15 protein-coding genes are annotated in these 18,856 nt (G+C 59.5%); 8 read left to right on the top strand and 7 right to left on the bottom strand.

The genetic code is table 11. The features are described from left to right. Positions 1-272 precede the first annotated feature (272 nt). The 3 genes from A5483_RS06400 to secA all read left to right on the top strand — a co-directional run bounded on the left by A5483_RS06400 (position 273) and on the right by secA (position 4,561). Entirely contained in the window at positions 273-767 is a 495-nt protein-coding gene (locus tag A5483_RS06400; protein ID WP_042842682.1) for a ComF family protein, read from the top strand. A 218-nt stretch (positions 768-985) separates the two neighbouring features. Then, positions 986-1,597 (top strand): ribosome hibernation-promoting factor, HPF/YfiA family, encoded by a 612-nt coding sequence (gene hpf / locus A5483_RS06395; protein WP_370803998.1) that lies wholly within the window; start codon positions 986-988, stop codon positions 1,595-1,597. A gap of 258 nt (positions 1,598-1,855) precedes the next feature. Beyond that, positions 1,856-4,561 (top strand): preprotein translocase subunit SecA, encoded by a 2,706-nt coding sequence (gene secA, locus A5483_RS06390; RefSeq protein ID WP_479405402.1) that lies wholly within the window; start codon positions 1,856-1,858, stop codon positions 4,559-4,561. A gap of 42 nt (positions 4,562-4,603) precedes the next feature. On the opposite strand, the gene A5483_RS06385 is transcribed toward secA, so the two are convergent. Then, on the bottom strand, positions 4,604-5,128 hold the full coding sequence (locus tag A5483_RS06385) for an Rv3235 family protein (protein WP_042842553.1): 525 nt from the start codon (positions 5,126-5,128) through the stop codon (positions 4,604-4,606). 180 nt (positions 5,129-5,308) lie between these two features. Between A5483_RS06385 and A5483_RS06380 the strand changes: the two genes are divergently transcribed. Next, positions 5,309-5,806 (top strand): DUF6912 family protein, encoded by a 498-nt coding sequence (locus A5483_RS06380; protein ID WP_002548453.1) that lies wholly within the window; start codon positions 5,309-5,311, stop codon positions 5,804-5,806. Between the two features lie 34 nt (positions 5,807-5,840). Here the strand turns inward: A5483_RS06380 and A5483_RS06375 are convergent, their stop codons facing one another. Further along, on the bottom strand, positions 5,841-6,314 hold the full coding sequence (locus A5483_RS06375; protein ID WP_063811273.1) for a DUF2505 domain-containing protein: 474 nt from the start codon (positions 6,312-6,314) through the stop codon (positions 5,841-5,843). 52 nt (positions 6,315-6,366) lie between these two features. Here A5483_RS06375 and A5483_RS06370 point away from each other — a divergent pair, with 52 nt between their 5' ends. The 3 genes from A5483_RS06370 (at position 6,367) to trpS (ending at position 13,167) form a co-directional block, all read left to right on the top strand. Then, on the top strand, positions 6,367-11,076 hold the full coding sequence (locus tag A5483_RS06370) for an NAD-glutamate dehydrogenase (RefSeq protein ID WP_063811272.1): 4,710 nt from the start codon (positions 6,367-6,369) through the stop codon (positions 11,074-11,076). A gap of 2 nt (positions 11,077-11,078) precedes the next feature. Beyond that, positions 11,079-11,933 carry a PHP domain-containing protein gene (locus A5483_RS06365; RefSeq protein ID WP_277619689.1) on the top strand — a complete coding sequence of 285 codons (855 nt, stop codon included), beginning with the start codon at positions 11,079-11,081 and terminating at the stop codon, positions 11,931-11,933. A gap of 142 nt (positions 11,934-12,075) precedes the next feature. Next, the gene (gene trpS, locus A5483_RS06360) at positions 12,076-13,167 is read left to right on the top strand and encodes a tryptophan--tRNA ligase (protein WP_063811271.1); all 1,092 of its coding nucleotides are present in this window, start codon (positions 12,076-12,078) and stop codon (positions 13,165-13,167) included. Between the two features lie 64 nt (positions 13,168-13,231). On the opposite strand, the gene A5483_RS06355 is transcribed toward trpS, so the two are convergent. Then, positions 13,232-14,746 carry an amino acid permease gene (locus tag A5483_RS06355; RefSeq protein ID WP_042842556.1) on the bottom strand — a complete coding sequence of 505 codons (1,515 nt, stop codon included), beginning with the start codon at positions 14,744-14,746 and terminating at the stop codon, positions 13,232-13,234. 156 nt (positions 14,747-14,902) lie between these two features. Next, positions 14,903-16,336 carry a DEAD/DEAH box helicase gene (locus A5483_RS06350; protein WP_233500915.1) on the bottom strand — a complete coding sequence of 478 codons (1,434 nt, stop codon included), beginning with the start codon at positions 16,334-16,336 and terminating at the stop codon, positions 14,903-14,905. Between the two features lie 374 nt (positions 16,337-16,710). On the opposite strand from A5483_RS06350, the gene A5483_RS06345 reads away from it, so the two are divergent. Next, entirely contained in the window at positions 16,711-17,277 is a 567-nt protein-coding gene (locus tag A5483_RS06345; RefSeq protein ID WP_241497689.1) for a ferritin-like fold-containing protein, read from the top strand. A 136-nt stretch (positions 17,278-17,413) separates the two neighbouring features. On the opposite strand, the gene A5483_RS12030 is transcribed toward A5483_RS06345, so the two are convergent. The 3 genes from A5483_RS12030 to A5483_RS06335 are packed head-to-tail and all read right to left on the bottom strand — an operon-like array spanning position 17,414 to position 18,728. After that, entirely contained in the window at positions 17,414-17,569 is a 156-nt protein-coding gene (locus A5483_RS12030; protein WP_161485340.1) for a hypothetical protein, read from the bottom strand. Between the two features lie 52 nt (positions 17,570-17,621). After that, the gene (locus tag A5483_RS06340) at positions 17,622-17,849 is read right to left on the bottom strand and encodes a DUF3107 domain-containing protein (protein ID WP_002548813.1); all 228 of its coding nucleotides are present in this window, start codon (positions 17,847-17,849) and stop codon (positions 17,622-17,624) included. A 21-nt stretch (positions 17,850-17,870) separates the two neighbouring features. Next, the gene (locus tag A5483_RS06335) at positions 17,871-18,728 is read right to left on the bottom strand and encodes a PP2C family protein-serine/threonine phosphatase (protein ID WP_063811268.1); all 858 of its coding nucleotides are present in this window, start codon (positions 18,726-18,728) and stop codon (positions 17,871-17,873) included. Positions 18,729-18,856: the final 128 nt, after the last annotated feature.

The raw sequence follows: 18,856 nt of genomic DNA, 5'->3' as shown, positions 1-18,856 counted from the left end.
TCCCGGTGTGCTGAGTCGCGCGATCGCGGCTGGTGTCGCATCACGGACGAGATTGTCCCAGGCACCAACTCTGCTTGACCCTTCCGCAGCAGCGGGCCGAACCACGAAACTAATGGATCGTGAATACACTCGAATCCTTGGCGGATCTGTTTCTGGGAGCATGCTGTCCCGGTTGCGCAGCGCCTGGAATCGGAATCTGCCAGGCATGTCTGGAAAGTGTGAATCCTGCGCCGCGAGTCATCCTTGACGGACCGCCCCCGATCATCGCGTGTATGGGTTACTACGGTCCGATCCCGGGAATCATCACGGCCCACAAGGATCGCGGTGCCACCTGGCTCACTGATCAACTCGGCCAATGGCTGGCCTGCGGATTGGCCCCCGCCGTGGCTGCCGCTCCCGGACACGTCGACGTTGTCCCAGTGCCGTCGTCGGGCCGGGCAGTAAGAAGACGAGGAGCTGACCACGCCGCCGACATGACTCAGTCGGCCTTGGAGTGGCTTTCGGTGCCTGATGCCACAATGACTCAGTTGCTGCATCGAACCCGTCGGGTGGCCGATCAGCTCGAGGTCGGCGATGAGCAGCGTAGCGCCAATCAACGAGGATCTATGAGGGCCGATCTTGGGAGTGGAGACGTGGTTGTCGTTGATGACGTACGCACTTCCGGGGCGACGGTCGAGGAGGCCTGCCGCGCCTTGACGCGGTCAGGACGGCAGGTGCTGGCCATCGTCGTCCTGGCTGACGCGGCGACCGCAATGCGATGGCCGTGATCATGATTAGTTTCTCGGCATGATCGCAATGCTGTCGGCATAGTCGCCGAGTACGTCGGAGCTTGCCAAATACCTGTTGGGAGCGTCCCGCATGGGCTAGCGTAGGTACATGGCACGACCGAACGGCACCAGGATCTCCAGTTGGAGGGTGGGGCGCGGTCGTGCTTTTTGTGTCAGCGTCGGAAAGACCGATGCAAACCCCAGCACAGGAGGTTGTCATGGAGGTCATCGTTTCGGGACGGCATTGCCACGTCAGTGACGACGTGCGCGCCCAGGTCGAGGACAGGCTCTCCGGGGTCGAAAAGCTGAAGGACCGGGTCCAGCGTGCCGAGGTGGTCTTCACCGCCCAAGGCACCAAGGGACCCAAGGACCAGGCTATGACGTGTGAGATCACGCTGCGCGCTAAGGGGCCGGTGGTGCGAGCCGTCGGGCAGGCAGAAGACAAGATGGTTGCCTTTGACATGGCCGCCGATCGGCTTCGCACCCAGTTAGTCAAAGCTGCGGATCGTCGTCGCAGCCGCCGGGGACTGCGTGTTTCGCAGGTCCTGGACGTTTTGCCTGAGGAGAGCACCGACGATGCCCCCGATATCATGGCCACTAGGAAGATCGCAGGTGACGTGGAAGTCACCGGGGATAGCCCCATGTACGTCAAGGAGAAGGTTTTCCAGGCCGTCCCCCTTACCCTGGCCCAGGCCCTCGATGAGATGGAACTGGTCGGTCATGACTTCTTCCTCTACCTTGATCAGGACTCTCAGCGGCCTAGCGTCGTCTATCGGCGCAAGAAGGGATACAACTACGGCGTCATCCATCTGGACCTTGACCACGAGTGATACCTACTGAGACTTCGACGTCGCGGCGATGCGGGTTCTCCTGCATCGCCGCTTGTCGTGCTGGGATGATCGGCCCTGCGAAGCCTCTGGTATCGGCATGACGGTGGTCTTGACGCCGCGCATCAATAAGGTGGATTGAGCTGCGGCATTCTTGGTTCGGCCGGGGACCCCCTAGGATAGGAGCGGTGGCTTCACTACGCCACTCGTCGGGCATATGCTCAGACGGTTACGATGTCTACTCCTTGAAGGACCCGCCCCGTGAACCTCATGGATCGCGTGCTGCACGCCGGTGAAGGCAAGATCATCCGCCGACTCAACCGCATTGTCGGCCAGGTCAACAGCATTGAGGAGGACTACGTCGCCATGGACGACGACGAGTTGGCGGGTCAGACCGCCGACTTCCGTCAGCGTCTCGACAACGGCGAGAGTCTGGATCGTCTTCTCCCAGAGGCCTTCGCGACGGTGCGTGAGGCCTCGAAGCGCGTGCTGGGTAAGCGCCACTTCGATGTTCAGATCATGGGCGGTGCAGCCCTCCACCAGTGCAACATCGCCGAGATGAAGACCGGTGAGGGCAAGACGCTGGTCGGCTTGCTTCCTGCCTATCTCGAGGGCCTGCTCGGTGAGGGTGTACACATCGTCACCGTCAATGACTACCTGGCTCGGGTGCAGTCAGAGCAGATGGGCCGTGTACACCGGTTCCTGGGACTGTCGATCTCCGCGATCTTGTCGGACATGCCGCCAATGGCCCGCAAGGAGGCCTATATGGCCGACGTCACCTATGGCACGAATAACGAGTTTGGCTTCGATTACTTGCGCGACAATATGGCTAATTCGCTTGGTGAGTGCGTGCAGCGTGGTCACCATTACGCGATCGTTGACGAGGTCGACTCCATTCTCGTTGACGAAGCTCGTACTCCGCTGATCATCTCCGGACCTGCCGAAGAGAACAAGCAGTGGTACCCGGAATTCGCCAAGATCGTCTCGCGACTCGAACGCGACGCCGACTACGAGGTGGACGAGAAGAAACGCACGGTCGCTGTGCTCGGGCACGGAATTACCGCCGTTGAGGAGAGGCTTGGTATCGAGAACCTTTACGAGTCGGCGAACACTCCGCTCATCGGGTATCTCAACAACGCCATCAAGGCCAAGGAGCTCTTCCACCGCGACAAGGATTACGTCGTCGTCGATGGTGAGGTCCTCATCGTTGATGAGCACACTGGTCGTACCCTTGCTGGCCGCCGTTACAACGAAGGCCTTCACCAAGCACTTGAGGCCAAGGAGCACGTCGAGATCAAGGACGAGTATCAGACTCTCGCGACGATCACCCTGCAGAACTACTTCCGCATGTATGACAAGCTCGCCGGCATGACGGGTACCGCTAAGACTGAGGAAAGCGAATTCCAGAAGATTTATGGTCTGGGCGTTATTCCGATTCCGACGAACCGTCCGATGATCCGAAAAGACCAGAAGGACCTCATCTACCGCACCGAGGATGCCAAGTTTGACGCCATCATTGCCGATGTCGTTGAGCGCCACGAGGCGGGTCAGCCGATCCTTATCGGCACGGCCTCGGTGGCCAAATCGGAGCTGCTTTCTGAGAAGCTCAAGCGGGCTGGTGTTCCGCACAAGGTGTTGAACGCCAAGCACCATGAGTCTGAGGCCGCGATCGTCGCCTTGGCTGGCCGCAAGGGGGCCGTTACGGTGTCGACGAATATGGCTGGCCGTGGCACTGACATTATCCTCGGCGGCAACCCGGAGTTCCTCACTGAGCTTGATCTGCGTGAGAAGGGCTTGGACCCGCTCGAGGACCAGGAGGCCTACCAGACTGCCTGGAACAACACCCTGGCCAAGTACGAGGAGCAGTCCAAGGCCGAGCACAACGAGGTCGAGGAGCTCGGTGGCTTGTATGTCATTGGGTCGGAGCGTCACGAGTCTCGCCGTATCGACAACCAGTTGCGAGGACGTTCCGGTCGACAGGGCGATCCCGGTGAGTCGCGATTCTATCTGTCGCTGCAGGACGAACTCATGCGACTATTCAAGCCCGAGGTCATTGATCGTGCCATGGTGACCCTCAAGATGCCTGAGGACATGCCTATCGAATCGAAGTGGGTGTCGCGCCAGATCGAGAGTGCACAGAAGCAGGTCGAGGCGCAGAACTTCGAGATGCGAAAGAACGTCCTCAAGTACGACGACGTTATGAACCGTCAGCGTCACGTCATCTACGGTGATCGGCGCAAGGTTCTAGAGGGTGCCGACGTCGAGGCTGAGTTGCGCGCCACAACTGATCGTGTTGTCGAGGCGGGCGTTCGCAAGTACACCGAGGGTTACTCGGAGGACTGGGACCTTGATGCGATGTGGAACGAGATCGGAACCGTATACCCGGTTGGTCTAGACCTTGACGAGTATGCTGATTGTCAGGACGTCGAGGAGCTCGTTGAACACTTCAAGGCCGACGCCCAGGAGGCCTATGATCGCCGCGAGTCCGAACTCGGCGAGGCAACTATGCGGCAGCTTGAACGTGAAGTCCTGCTGACGGTGTTGGATCGTAAGTGGCGCGAGCACCTCTACGAGATGGACTACTTACGCGAAGGCATCGGTTTGCGGGCTATGGCGCAACGTGATCCGTTGGTCGAATACCAGCGCGAAGGTGGCGACATGTTCAACTCGATGATGGACTCCTTCAAGGAGGAGGTCGTCGGGTTCCTGTTCAACCTCGAGATTGAAACCGGTCCGCAAGTCGGCCTGGTCACCGACGATGGAGGCAACCCGGTTACGGCTGACTCGATGCTCTCTAAGGGGAGTAGTCCTCGTCGAGCCTTGACCTATTCGGCGCCGGACGAGCAGGGTGAGGCAGAGACCACCTCGGAGCACGGGCAGACTCCTCGCGGTGAGGGGAACCGTGCTGCTAGAAGGTCCGCATCGTCGAAGAAGTCGAAAAATCGCCGCAACAAGAAGCGTCGGTGAGTGTTCGGCGGCGTCAGCCCTACGTGGCTGGCGCCGCCGCTGCTATCCCAGCCCGACGGTCTCACAGGTGATTTTCTTCGACGTCAACAACGTGGCCACCTTGGGGTTGAGGACCAGCTCAACGGCGTCGAGACGCCAGGCACGATCCTCCAGTACCAGGCGGGTGGCTAGCGGTAGCCTTCTACCTCTGAGGTCAAGCAGCCCCACGCCGTCGACCTGGCTGCTGTCGTAACTTACGCGTGGCTCACCAACGAGGAGCATACGGCTCCAACCCGGGCCGCGAGGCCAACGCCTCATCGTGGCAACTGCACGAGTGCTACTGGCCTTGACGAGCTGACTCATGGGCCGTCGTCCAGCCATTGTCTCTACGATGATGATGTGGACTGCGCGAGTGAGTCTTGCCGCTTCGTAACGCGCTTGTGAGTCATCTCCGTCGCGGCACAGGGTCGGCGCTGACGAGACGACGCATAGTTCGTCAGGCCACCAATCTCGGTCAAGCTCCAGGAAGATTCCGGAATGGTCTATTAGTGCCGAGTCCAGAGATATAGGCGAAGGTGTCGTCGTCATGGCCCTAAGGACAGCGCATGAGACACCTTGAGCGGAAGAGTTGTTTGGGAAATCTGTGGACAACTTTGGTGAACAAATCGTTTCACCATCCGGGATGTCGCAAACCAAGATGTGGTTCGTGTTACCACTTGAGTAGCGTGGGTCATGGATCTGGGACCACGCCGACCAAGGAGGGTTCAATTGTCGATGTCCACCATCGTCTTCATCCCGACTAATGCGCAACGGGCTCATCAACTCGTTGCTGCACCGCGAGAACGGGTGACGGCCTTCACAGTTACCGAAGAGTTGCAATCCATCCTTGACGTCACCGATCCGGAGGAAACCGAGCATGCCGCCATGGTCATCGGTTCTGTGTGGGGATTGACCCACACAGGCCGACGCTTGGTACTCGTCGCTCACGTCCGGCCTGAGCAGATCACCGGTCATGAGGAGGTCGACAACGGCGGAGTAACCCTGACCGGTCTTGAGCCTTCTCAGATCACCGCCTGGTTTGCTGATGACGACGACGCCCACTCGCGGGCGGCCGCGGCGGCAGTCAACGGTATGACTATTGACGACGCGTGGAACGACGTGACTATCCAAACCCTTATCGGTGAGCATGAGTTGTCATGGCATGACGTCACCGAAGAGCTTCCTGCGGTCAGCACCGACCCGGACGGTTTTCGTGGTCTCGAGTGATGCTGACCGCCTTGCCTGACCTGACGGGTTAGGCTCAGTGAGAGGCTAACCAGTCGTTACCAGCGTTCTGCTGCATGTCAAAGGCATCAGTGATGCGAGAAGCTGCGGCTTTTTCGAGTTTCTTACCAACTAAGGGCACCGATACCGTGAACGTCCCGGTATAGATGACCTCGGTTCCGGTGGCGTCCGGACGCACTGAGGCGTGGCCCTCCGCTTTCGCGGGCATGCCTTGGGGGACGATCTGGAGGGTACCTTCGCGTGACCCGTCGGGGTCGGCCGGTTGCCACGTCAACGTCTGCTTGGCGGTCAGAGTCGACCCGACGAACTTGGCGACCTGGCTGGGCGCTGGCATAGCTACGTCCAAACTCAGCGAATCCCCGTTAACAACGGCGTTGCTGGTGGTGGCACCGGCACGACGGTGGACGTCTTGCCACCATGCCGGATCAGTCATCATGGCGACGACTTGAGCGGGAGTTGCTTCGAAATGGGCCCGTGAATTGATGTTCATGCCACTATGATGCCGGAAGATTGCGGTACGTCTCACACAGCGCCTTTGCAGAGTGGTTCACGCGAAGCCATTGACCCTTGTAGAGTTCTCGCTGAGGACCACGTTGAGGTGGCCCCGTGACCATGACGAAGGTGACCTGATCGTGTCAGAGATGGATAACGTCATCCCGGCTCTCGTGGCAGCTGTGCAAAAGCAGCATGCTGTCGGAGATCACTACCGTGAAGAGGTGATTCGTCAAGCGATGGAACATCAGGTGCAGCTCGCGCTGCAGCCTGGGCCGGTTCGTGTCGACGTCGTCGTGGATCCGCCATGGTCAGACGGACAGATCAATTCTGTTCAGGTCGTGATGGATGACCGCCCTTTCCTTGTGGACACCGTGGTGTCCTGCTTGCTGAAGCACGGGTGGAGGGTCGAGGACGTCCGGCATCCGATCATCGGTGTGAAACGCGACTGCAACACGATTGAGACAGTCGGAGTGCCCGGTCGGGGAGGTTGTGCTCCGGAGTCGTGGATCCACATTGATGTTACGGCCCCGCTTGGTGTCGATATCGCACAGGCCGCCGAGCAGCTTCGTGACGATTTGTGTGCTTGCCTTGATCAGGTCGTTCGTGCCACCGATGACTGGGGGGCAATGCACGAGGCAATGCTGCGCACGGCTGAGCTCGTCAGCGCATCCCAAGGACCGGCTGATGATCGCGACTCGAGTCGTGAATTACTCGAGTGGCTGGCTGATGATCACTTCATGTACCTCTCCTATCAGGAATTTGCGGTCGATGGCGAGACGATGACTCCGGTCGCTGGTACTCATCTTGGCATCGCTGAGGATGGGCCGCGATTTGACGCCATTGCGCATAGTGACGATAAGGCGACCACTATCGTCACCAAGGACTCGGTGCGCTCGGCAGTACAACGCAATGGCTATCGCGACTACATCGGGGTACGGATTCGTGACGAGCATGGTGCCGTCGTTGCTGAGCACCGGTTCCTTGGCTTGCTGGGATCCCCGGCGTACACGGAGTCTGTGGCCCACATCCCGACCTTGAGGGCTAAGGCGTCTCGTATCCTCGCGCTGTCTGGCTATCACGCTAACTCCCATGGCGGAAAGGCGGTCGTCCGCACGATTGCTGAGTTTCCGCGTGACGACCTCTTCGAGGCATCTGCCGAGGAACTCGTGCCGCTTATCATGACCATCGTCGATTTACGGGAGAAGCAGCGCTTGCGCGCTCTGGTGCGGCGTGGCCCGTGGGGCCGTTTCTTCCACCTTCTTGTCTTTGTTCCGGCGGACCGTTTTGACGCCAGCACCGTCGGCGTCGTTGAAGGAATCGTGGCTAAGCGCACGGGGGCGGTAGAAGTCGACTCGACCACCATGATGGGGGAGTCCCCGCTGGTACGGATCACAGTGACAGCCAAGGTTGCTGACGGAGAGGTGCTACCGCCCATCGACGACGAGGAATTGCAGGCTGAACTTGCAGATGCCACCTCGAACTGGGATGACGAGTTCATCACTTTGGCTAGCGGCATTCCTAGCAACCGGCGGGGGATCGATTTCGGCCCCGAATACAAGCAAGAGTTCACCGCCAAGCAGGGAATCCTGGATTTAGAACTCCTCAATGGCCTGGCTCAGGATGATCTGGGGCTAGTGATGTACCGTCCCGATGACCCAGCCGATCCGTCCGATTTGCGGCTCAAGATTTTTAGCCAACGGGCTCCGATGACGCTTTCTCAGGTCATGCCACACCTGTCGAGTCTGGGCGTTCAGATTGTCGATGAGCATCCGCACCGCATCATCTTGCGCGGGCAAGAAGTGTGGCTGTTCGATCTTGGCCTGCAAACTCCCGGTGAACCATGGAAAGAGGCTGGACGGCGCCGTTTTACCGAGGCGTTTGCAGCGTCATGGAAGGGGGAGTGTGAGTCTGACACCTTCTCCGGATTGGTGACCGAGGCCGGACTGTCATGGCCCCAAGTAGCGATGCTGCGCTGTATCGCTCGGTATCTAAGACAGGTCGGTAGTCCCTTCTCGCAAACGTATATGGCGCGGGCTCTGCGGGCTAACCCGCACCTGGCAAGGGACCTAGTGGGGATGGTTGAGGCAAAATTCGATCCCACTGCTTTCGATGATGGAGATGATGCCGGTCCGCAGCGGTTGGCTAAAGTTGAGGAGCTGTCTCAGGGCTTCCTCGCTGACCTGGAGGACGTGGCTTCCCTTGACCATGACCGCATCTTGCGCACGATGCATGCCGTCATCAAGGCCATGATCCGTACGAACTGGTGGCAGAGCGATCGACGGGCGCTGGCCTTCAAGATCCGTCCTACCGATCTTGACTTTGCTCCGGCCCCGCGGCCTAAATTCGAAATTTTCGTCAACTCGCCACGAGTGTCCGGAACCCATCTAAGGTTTGGTGCCATTGCGCGTGGTGGCCTGCGGTGGTCCGACCGCCCCGAAGATTTTCGTACCGAAGTACTTGGCCTGGTCAAGGCACAGATGGTCAAGAACTCGGTTATCGTCCCGGCCGGCGCCAAGGGTGGATTTGTGCCTGCTCATTTACCCGATTCAACGACGAATCGCGCGGAATGGGCTGAGGAAGGCAAGGAGTGCTACCGCATTTTTGTGTCCTCCCTGCTGTCGTTGACAGACAATGTCGTTGAGGGCAGGGTCGTCGCCCCCGAGAACGTGGTTCGTCACGACGGTGATGACCCGTACCTTGTTGTCGCGGCCGACAAAGGCACGGCAACCTTCTCTGATACCGCAAATGCCATCGCCGCCGAACACGGCTTCTGGCTTGGCGACGCCTTCGCTTCTGGCGGTTCGCACGGCTACGACCACAAGGCGATGGGTATCACGGCCCGTGGCGCGTGGGAATCCGTCACTCGGCACCTGGCCGACCTAGGGATCGATCAGACTGCCGACGATTTCACGTGCATTGGCATTGGCGATATGTCGGGTGACGTCTTCGGTAACGGCATGCTGTTGAGTAAGCACATCAAATTGGTTGCGGCCTTCAACCATCGCCATATCTTCGTCGACCCGAGCCCGGATCCTGAGATCTCGTGGCAAGAACGTCACCGCCTCTTTGGGCTTCCTCGCTCGAGTTGGGACGACTACAACTCCTCTCTTATCTCCGAGGGCGGTGGCGTCTGGGATCGCACCTTGAAGTCGATTCCGGTGAGCCCGCGCATGCGCGAAGTGCTGGGAATTGACACTGCGGTGAGTCGGATGACACCCGACGACCTCATTTCCGCGATCCTGCGAGCCCCCGTCGATCTGTTGTGGAATGGCGGTATTGGCACGTATGTGCGCGCCACGAGTGAAACCGATGCTCAGGTAGGCGATCGTGCCAACGATCCGGTGCGTATCACCGCACAGGAGGTCCGTGCTAAGGCCGCCGGTGAAGGTGGAAACCTTGGCTGGACCCAAGCTGGCCGTATCGAGTATGCCCGTAATGGTGGCCGTATCAACACCGATTTCATTGATAACTCGGCCGGAGTAGATACCTCTGACCATGAGGTCAACATCAAGATCCTTCTCGATGCTGAGGTGGCGGCAGGCCGAATCAGCGAGAAGGAACGCGATGAACTGCTTCCGGCCATGGCGGATGATGTCGCTGCCCTAGTGTTGCGCCACAACCGTTCACAGAACCTGGCTTTGGCTAACGCGTTGAGCCCGTCTGGCCCAACCGCTGGAGTGTTAGAGGCGTGGATGTGCCAGTTGGAACAGTCAGGTCACCTCGATCGCGCTGTCGATACCATGCCGTCGACCACTGAAATGAACCGGAGAATGGCTGCAGGGCAGAGGCTCTCAAGCCCGGAGCTGTGCACTCTGCTGGCTTGGACGAAGATTGCCCTGTGTGATGCCGTGCTGGCGACGAACCTGCCGGAGGATCCTTTTGTTGCGGACCGCCTTGTGGGCTACTTCCCGCCACTTTTAAGGAAGAGATTTGCCGAGCAAATGCCGGCGCATCGGCTGCACCGCGAGATCATCACGACCGAAGCCGTGAACCGCTTCGTAGATTCGCAGGGTATTACGGCCTACTACCGGTTGCACCTACAAACCGGAGCAAACATTGCTCAGGTTATCCGATGTCAGCTAGCAGCGCGGTCTGTGTTCGGGCTCGGGAAGGTCGAGACGGACCTCACCCGTCTCGGCTTGGACGCTACCCGTACCGCCAAGATTCGACTTGCATTACGGAATCTTGCCATGCATGCCACGCGATGGTTCCTTAACCACGGTGGCGCTGACGACATCGCTGGCACTATTGAGACCTACCGGTACGGTGTAGCCAAGCTTATTGAGAACTTGTCGGAGCTGCTGCACGGCGACAGCGCAGATGCCTGGCAGGAGAAGGTTGACGAGGTCACCGAGCTGGGACTTGATCGTTCGGATGCTGCGGTTGTTGCCGCGTATGACTGGGGTCCAGTGTTGCTCAGCGTCGTTGAGATCTCGGAAGAGGGCCACCCCCTTGATGAGGTTGCTGATGCCTATCTGACGTTGGCTCGCCGCGTCGACATGATTCGCCTTACCCGGCTCGTCGAGCAGCTTCCACAGGATCGTCCGACGGATGCCAGAGTGCGGGCGAGTCTGCGGGAGGATCTGTTGCAAGTGATGTCAGACGCGACTCGACGCGCCCTTAAGGTTGGAACAGACAATGTTCTGGCACATGGCGGTCGTATTGTGGAGTCAATAGCGGCAAATCCGGATCTAGCACACTGCGTCGTGATGGTTAGCGATCTGCGGTCCGCCGTGGGCCAGGAGGTCACATTGTGAGAATTGATCTGCACACCCACTCCACAATCTCAGACGGGACGGACTCACCGATGCGCCTCATGATGAAGGCTGCCGGGAGCGGTCTGGACGTCGTCGCCTTGACCGATCACGACACCCTCGATGGGCTGGAAGAGGCTCAGGCAGCTGGACAGCGTTTTGGTGTGCGGCTGCTACCTGGCTTCGAGATGACGTGTCATATCGGTGGCCGGGACGTGCATCTACTCGGCTACGGTGCCCGTCCCAGCGATTCGGTATTAGGTAGGGAATTGCACCTCACCCGGGCGTCGCGAGCAGAACGTTTGGACGCCATCTGTCAGCGGCTGTCTGACGCTGGTATGACGGTGACAGTAGACGATGTGCACCGAGCCGCCGGGTCTGCTTCCAGCCTGGGGCGTCCTCACGTTGCAGATGCGATGGTGGCCAAGGGATATGTCGAGGACCGTGACGAAGCTTTCCGTGACTGGTTAGCAGACGGAAAACCGGCCTATGTGCCGAGACGCAGCGTGGCATTGGAAGAAGGCATCGATCTCATTCACAATGCCGGTGGTGTTGCTGTGCTGGCCCATCCGTGGGGAAGAGGAGCTCAGCAGGTTCTCACTCCACAGGTGATCGCATCCTTGTCGGCGTACCACCAATTGGACGGGATCGAGGTCGAGCATCAAGACCACGATCAGGCCGCCCGCCGGATGCTTTTTGATCTGGGTGGGCGGCTCGGATTGGTACGGACTGGTGCAAGCGACTACCACGGCTCGGGCAAAAAGGATCACGAGTTAGGGTGCAACGTCACCCGTGAGACTGCGTACCGAGAACTGGTGACGAGGATTCAGTTGCGCGGTGGGATTCTTCGCGTCAGGTGAGACTGCTACAGTGACCGACATGATGAGTGAGCCTGTGGTTGCCGCCTCGTGGTGGCGTCGCAGCGTGCGGCACTGACGATGTGACGGCCGCCTTACCTGGCGGCGTACCCTCGCTGCTAGGAGCGGCGAGGAAGGATTATCGATGACCAGCGACGTCCACGAGATTGGATCTAACGCCGCCACTGTGGCGCGTTCCCAGACCCGTAGCGACAAGGTCGAGGCTGATTTGGCGGTCCATCCCGACAAGTGGCGCATTCTTACGGGGGACCGTCCTACTGGCAGCCTGCATATCGGTCACTACTTCGGGTCGCTGGCGAACCGGGTACGCCTGCAGGACAAGGGCATTGAATCTTTCTTGGTCATCGCGGACTACCAGGTCATCTATGACCGCGACGGGGTCGGCGAGTTGCAGGCCAATGTCATGTCGAATGTGGCCGATTACTTGGCAATCGGTATTGATCCAGCTCGCACGACAATTTTCACCCACTCGGCGCTGCCAGCCCTCAATCAGCTGCTGCTGCCCTTTTTGTCCTTGGTGACTGACGCTGAGCTGCGTCGCAACCCGACCGTCAAGGACGAGTTGGCCACGTCAGAGCGTCCGATGTCCGGTCTTATGCTCACGTTCCCAGTGCATCAGGCCGCTGACATCCTTTTCTGCAAGGCGAACCTTGTTCCCGTCGGGCGTGACCAGCTTCCCCACATCGAGCAGACCCGCGTCATCGCCCGTCGTTTCGATGAACGGTATGGGCGCGTTGCGGCCTCCGAGCCGATCTTTCCCGAGCCCGAAGCGTTGCTCTCAGCGACCCCTCATGTTCTCGGCCTGGACGGTACCAAGATGAGTAAGTCGAAGGGCAACACCATCGAGCTTGGTATGACTGCAGACCAGACCGCCAAGCTCATCAAGAAGGCCAAGACCGACTCTGAGCGTCACATCACTTGGGATCCCGAGAACCGCCCGGAGGTTTCCAACCTGCTGCTGCTTACCGCGCTGTGCGAAAGCGGTGACCCGGTTGCCATTGCCGAACAAATTGGTGATGGTGGCTCTGGCACTCTCAAGAAACGTCTGACCGCTTCCCTTAACGACTATTTCGCTCCCATCCGGAAGCGTCGTGTCGAACTAGCAGCCGACAAGGGTTACCTCCATGAGGTGCTTCGCGATGGTAACGCGAAGGCTGCTGCAGTGGCGGACCAGACGTTGGCGCAGGTGCGCGAAGCTATGAAGATGGTGTACTGAAAGAATCGTTTTCTTAGCCTGATCGCGCACCAGTTCGCCAGCGTCTTTATGGCGCGGAACCTCGTTAGAAGGTGATGCCTCCTTCCTGGGCGTTGAGCTCGGGATGGCGTGCTTTATTGCGCTTGACGGCTGGCCAGATGAGAAGCATGACGGCGATGTAGACCAGGGAGGCTGCCAGCACGATTCGGTTCTGAGAATCGAGCACCATGAGGGCTGTTACCCCGGCCAGACTGACGATCCCGAAGATACCCGTGACCGGATAACCCGGCATATGGAAACCGGAATCCGTGATTAGACCTTGGTTCACCCGTCGGCGCAACACCAACTGACACCAGAAGATCGTCGCCCACGTCCAAATGACACCCACTGCAGCCGTGTTGATGGATATCTCGAAGGCACGCTCGGGAATGACGTATTCGAGTCCCACACCGAGTAAGAAAACACTGGCGGTCATGAGGATGCCACCGGCGGGTGTCTTGAACCGGTTGAGGGTACCAGCGAATTTTGGAGCTTCTCCTGCGGCCGCCAACGATTTGAGGACTCGCCCCGTGGCATACAGCCCGGAGTTCACCGAAGAGAACGCGGCAGTGATGACGACGATATTCATGGCGTCGCCTATCCACCCGACTCCCATGGCGGAGAATGCCGTGACGAAGGGGGATTCGTCGGCGGAGTATTTGTTGTACGGCAACAACATGGCCAGCAAGGCCAAGGACCCTAGGTAGAACACGACGAGTCGGAAGACGACCGCATGGACGGCTTTGGGAATAACTTTGCGGGGATTCTGGGTCTCCCCTGAGGCGGTGCCAACCAACTCGATGGTGGCATAGGCGAAGATGACGCCCTGGATTACCAGGACCAAGGGCAGAACTCCCTGTGGGGCGAATCCGCCGTCGAATCGCCATAGGTTCGACACTGCTGCCCGGTGGCCACCGACGTTGACATGGGAGGCCACTAGACCGATGGCCACGATGATGAACGCTGTCAAAGCCACGACCTTGAGTAACGCGGCCCAGAACTCGAATTCTCCGAAGGCCTTGACACTGATGAGATTGACCGACACGAGGATCGCCAAGGCGACGAGTGAGGGTATCCACATCGGTAGGCTGGGCCACCAAAATTGCAGGTAGGTACCGATGGCGGTCAGCTCAGCGATACCCGATGTCATCCAGTTCAGCATGTACATCCAGCCCACCGCGTAGGCCCAGCGGTCGCCGAGAAGTTCCCGAGCATAGGACACGAAAGAACCGCTCGAGGGTCGGTGAATGACCAACTCACCGAGTGCCCTCATGACGAGGAACGCGATGACTGCGCAGAACGCGTAGGAGAGGAGCACCGCTGGTCCGGCGCTGCGCAGGCGGCTCCCTGCGCCAAGAAACAGACCGACGCCGATCGCCCCACCAATTGCCATCATCTGGACCTGGCGATTGGTCAGGGTCTCGGCATAGCCTTGGTCGCCGCGATCGACGACCGGTTGGGTCTCCTCGATCGTGGAGGCTTGGGGATCAGCGCGAGTCGTGCTGATCCTGGGGCCTTGCGGAACATCATCATGGGACCGCTGGGTTATGTGGGTCATCATCGACCTTCCAGAACGACTGTTTGGGCTGTGCGCGGTGTTTCCGGCGAACCGAAAGCACCACGCATTTTGTTCAGTGTAGGGGGTGATGCGGTCACTGCGAGACCCCCTCCCGCCCGAATTCTGGATCAGATGTGATCGTTGCAGCCTATGTGGTGGTCAGTTGTGCAAGGCATTCCGGGCGCGTCGGCGTCTCGGCCGCGTCACGCGCTGGTCGCTGACCACACCGCGGTCGTGGCTGTCTACTGCGTGTCGATCCTGCTGCGCGGTATCTCGGGGCCGTTGGGCATCTGAGTCGGGCGCGGAGCCTCCGACTACTTTGCCGTTACGGCGGCGAATGCGCTTTCGGCGTACTCGGTCCCCATCGTTGGAATCATCGCGAGAGCGTCGCCGCGTGGCTTTCTCACGGTGGGGGCCACCTTGGCCGTGGCGGTGCTGCCGCCGGTTCTTGTCAGTATCGGTCACCCCGACACCGGCGATCTGGCCACCAGCGCCCTCGGGTATGTCGAGATCGGCGTACAGATGGGCAGAGGTGGAGTAAGTTTCGACCGGCTCAGAGAGCTTGAGATTAAGAGCCTTGTCGATGAGCTTCCAGCGGGCGACATCAGCCCAATCTACGAGGGTGACGGCGACGCCTTTGGCGCCGGCGCGGCCGGTGCGACCAATGCGGTGGACGTATGTCTTTTCGTCTTCGGGACACTCATGGTTGATGACGTGGGACACCCCGGTGACGTCAATACCACGGGCGGCGACATCGGTCGCTACCAAAATGCTCGCGTCATCGTGACGGAATTTCTTGAGGGCCTTCTCACGGGCGACCTGTGTGAGATCACCGTGGATAGCGCGGGCCTTGAACCCGCGGTCATTGAGGTCATCAGAAAGCCGCTGGCACGCACGCTTGGTGCGGCAGAAGATAATGACCTTCTCAACGTCATTGGCCTGAAGAATACGTCCAATGATTTCGATCTTGTCGAGGGGATGAGCCTGGTATACGAACTGCTGGGTGTCAGGGACAGTGGCCTGGGTGTCGGCTCCTTCGGCACGAACATGCACTGGACGGTTCAGCTGAGACCGTGCCAGGGTCATAATCGGGGCCGGCATAGTGGCTGAAAACAGCATTGTCTGGCGAGAGGTCGGAGTGCGTCCGATGAGATTTTCGACGTCGGGCAGGAAGCCGAGATCCAGCATTTCGTCGGCCTCGTCAAGGACGACGATGCGCGCATGGGACAGATCGAGGTCTTTGCGCTGGGATAGGTCGAGAAGGCGTCCAGGGGTGCCAACGACAATATCGATTCCTGCCTTGAGCGCGTCAATTTGCGGCTCATAGCCAACCCCGCCGTAGACGGTGAGGACGCGTGCGCCGCGGACAGAAGCGGCAGTGGAGATGTCCTTAGACACCTGCAGAGCCAGCTCCCGGGTAGGGCACATCACGAGTGCTTGCGGCTTGCCTTTGGTAGTGAGCTCTTCCCAACCTTCGTCACCCGGCAGGGTGATGCGCTGCAAGATGGTGATGCCGAAGGCGAGGGTTTTCCCAGTGCCAGTACGAGCCTGCCCAATGAGATCGGTACCCTCGACGGAAATCGGGATTGACATGGCTTGGATCGGGAAGGGAGAGACGATTCCCACCCCTTCCAACGCCTGGCAGATATCTTCTCGGACGCCGAGGTCGGCGAAGGAAGTGGGAACGGAAACAGTAGTCTCGGTCAGTGTCTTGGCCTTTTCGTGCGTGGGCCCGTCAAGGCCCGGTGTCGTTCATGTGGCGTCGTTCAAATGCCACGTCTGGTGTGGACCGGCGAGCATACGCGTTCGACACACCAGCGACCATGCTACCTCTCATGCCATTGACCCTCTAACCTGTTGGAGTGAGCGTCGAGGACACGAACCCCAGCCATACCGCCGTTGCGCCGGTTTTTTGGTCCGTTACAGCATCCTGTGCCTTGCATGGGTTCTCGGCGATCGTTGCCGGCATGCCGCTAGCTCCCGGGCTTGCAGAACGGTTCCTGATCGTCGATCGCAGTGCCGAGATACAGCACGTTCTGGCGGAGGCTAGGACTCGGCTCACGGACCGCGCTGCCCTCACAGAAGTTGAGCCTCTCATAGGTTCGGTGGGGGAGTACGTTCCTGCCCAGGCCTGGTCCCAAGTACTGTTGCGCGATTACATCTTGGTAGACCTTTTTGCTGACTTCCTGGATCGAGTTGAGTCAAATCTCGAGCCCCAGCTTCGTCCTGGATGTGGGTCCTTTGGCCCGTGGTTGGGGCGAGGTACTGGAAGCCGGGTGAGGTGGGACGCTGCAATGCGTCAGGTCATCGCAGCACAACGAGATAGGTCCGCTGACTCTCTTTTTGCGAGGCGGCTTGTAGGTGAGGTCTTGTCAGTTGCCCAGCGGCTCTTTGCTCGACATCAGAGCCTCACCTCTGCACTGACTCAAGCTGGGGGCGGTGAATTCGATGATCTTGATCTCATCAACGAGGTGATGGCTGACGTACTTGGCGCTCACGATCAGCGCATGATCGAGCTTGGCTTGGAGCCCTGAGGGCGCTTCAGGAGCTCTTGCGACATGGAGGCCCGGCGTCCCGCTGTGCTGTAGTAGCCCGCGTAGGCTTCCGCTATGCCTTCCTGGGTCACATCGCTCCAGGAAGGCATGACCGTCTTCGAGCGGCTTAGGGGGCTCAGGTGGCGGGCCAAACGTGGAGCACCTCGTACCCGGCAGCGTCGGGCGTGCTCTGGCCGGATTCCTGACTGCTCGATTTAACGAGAATCGCGTTCCAGGTTGTGACGTCGACAGCAGTAACCAAGGTGACAGAGGAACCAGTCGCGCTAGCCATGCGCACTAGTAGGTACAGAGCTCAACCAGTGTGTCTACCTAGGACACTCAGGTCAGAAGGTTCCGAATCCCACTTGACGGCTGTTGGGCTGGCCCAAATCGAGGTAGGCGATCCCACGAGCCGGAATGAGGACCTTGCGGCCCTTGGCATCAGTCAAGGCGAGAACGGCGTCGGGCTGGGCCAGGCTCTCTCTGAGCTGCTGTTCGATGGTCTCGGCGCTCTCCTGAGCGTCAATGCTGACTTCGCGTGCGGCGTTGGCGATGCCGATCTTGATCTCCATGAACACCAACCTACCGTTGGATCAAGAATCTCGGCGCCATAGAGCCACCGTAATGTTGTCGTGGCCGCCGCAATTATTGGCGTGGGCGATAAGTCCGTCCGCTACGTCTGCCGGAGAAGCGTGGCCGTGACCGTCGGTCTGGGCCTTCCTGATGAGGCTAGTCATGAGCCGGCCCAAATCATCGCTGTCCGGTACGTGATTCCACAACCCGTCGCTGCACACTAGCAACCATCCAGATTGCTGGGGGTGATAGGCCATGACTCGGGGTGTTACATCGGTAGCTGATGCACCGATCCATTTTGTGATGGCGTGGGCGCCGATCCCCCTCTCGGCTTCTTCTCGGGACAATCCGAGGTCCATTTGGGCCTGGGTCATCGAGTCGTCAATTGAGAGGCGAATGGCGTCGCCGCCGTCAGGAAACCAGTACGTACGGGTATCGCCAATATTGCCGACGATGATGTGATCTTGGGTAGCAATTGCGGCAGCGAGAGTGCACGCACCGATCGGATCCGGTCTACTGGCAACCGTCTCATGAGCTTTTCGGAACGTGCGTTTAAACAAGGTGACGATGCCGTCGTCGTTGGTCGGTATGCCCTGGTCCATCGTCGCTGTGAGGTAGTCGCGCGCAGTGTGGGAGGCGACTCTGGCGCATTCCTCGGCTCCCTCGGTCGAGGACACGCCATCAGCGACAACAAGGACAATGTGGCGTCCTGAGCTGTCGATACCGAGGGCCGCGGCGTCCTGATTGGTCTCGTGACGTAGTCCAATATGCGACGCACACGCGACATCTCCACGCGCCGCGGCTGCGTCAGTGAGATCCACCCGTGAGGTAGTGGCGGTATCGGGCGTCACGGTGTAGGACTGATCCGACTCATTCATGAAAGTCCTCGGGCTGAGCAGGTGTTTTCCGCGTGGACCCTGGGCCCGCGAATCATACTCACCATGATCGTGTGACAGTGGTTGATATACATCTACCGACACGTCCATAGCGAGCTATCCGGCGCGCG

It is taken from the genome of Cutibacterium namnetense (genome assembly GCF_001642025.1).
GTDB lineage: Bacteria > Actinomycetota > Actinomycetes > Propionibacteriales > Propionibacteriaceae > Cutibacterium > Cutibacterium namnetense.
This window is presented reverse-complemented; position numbering and strand designations above follow the sequence as displayed.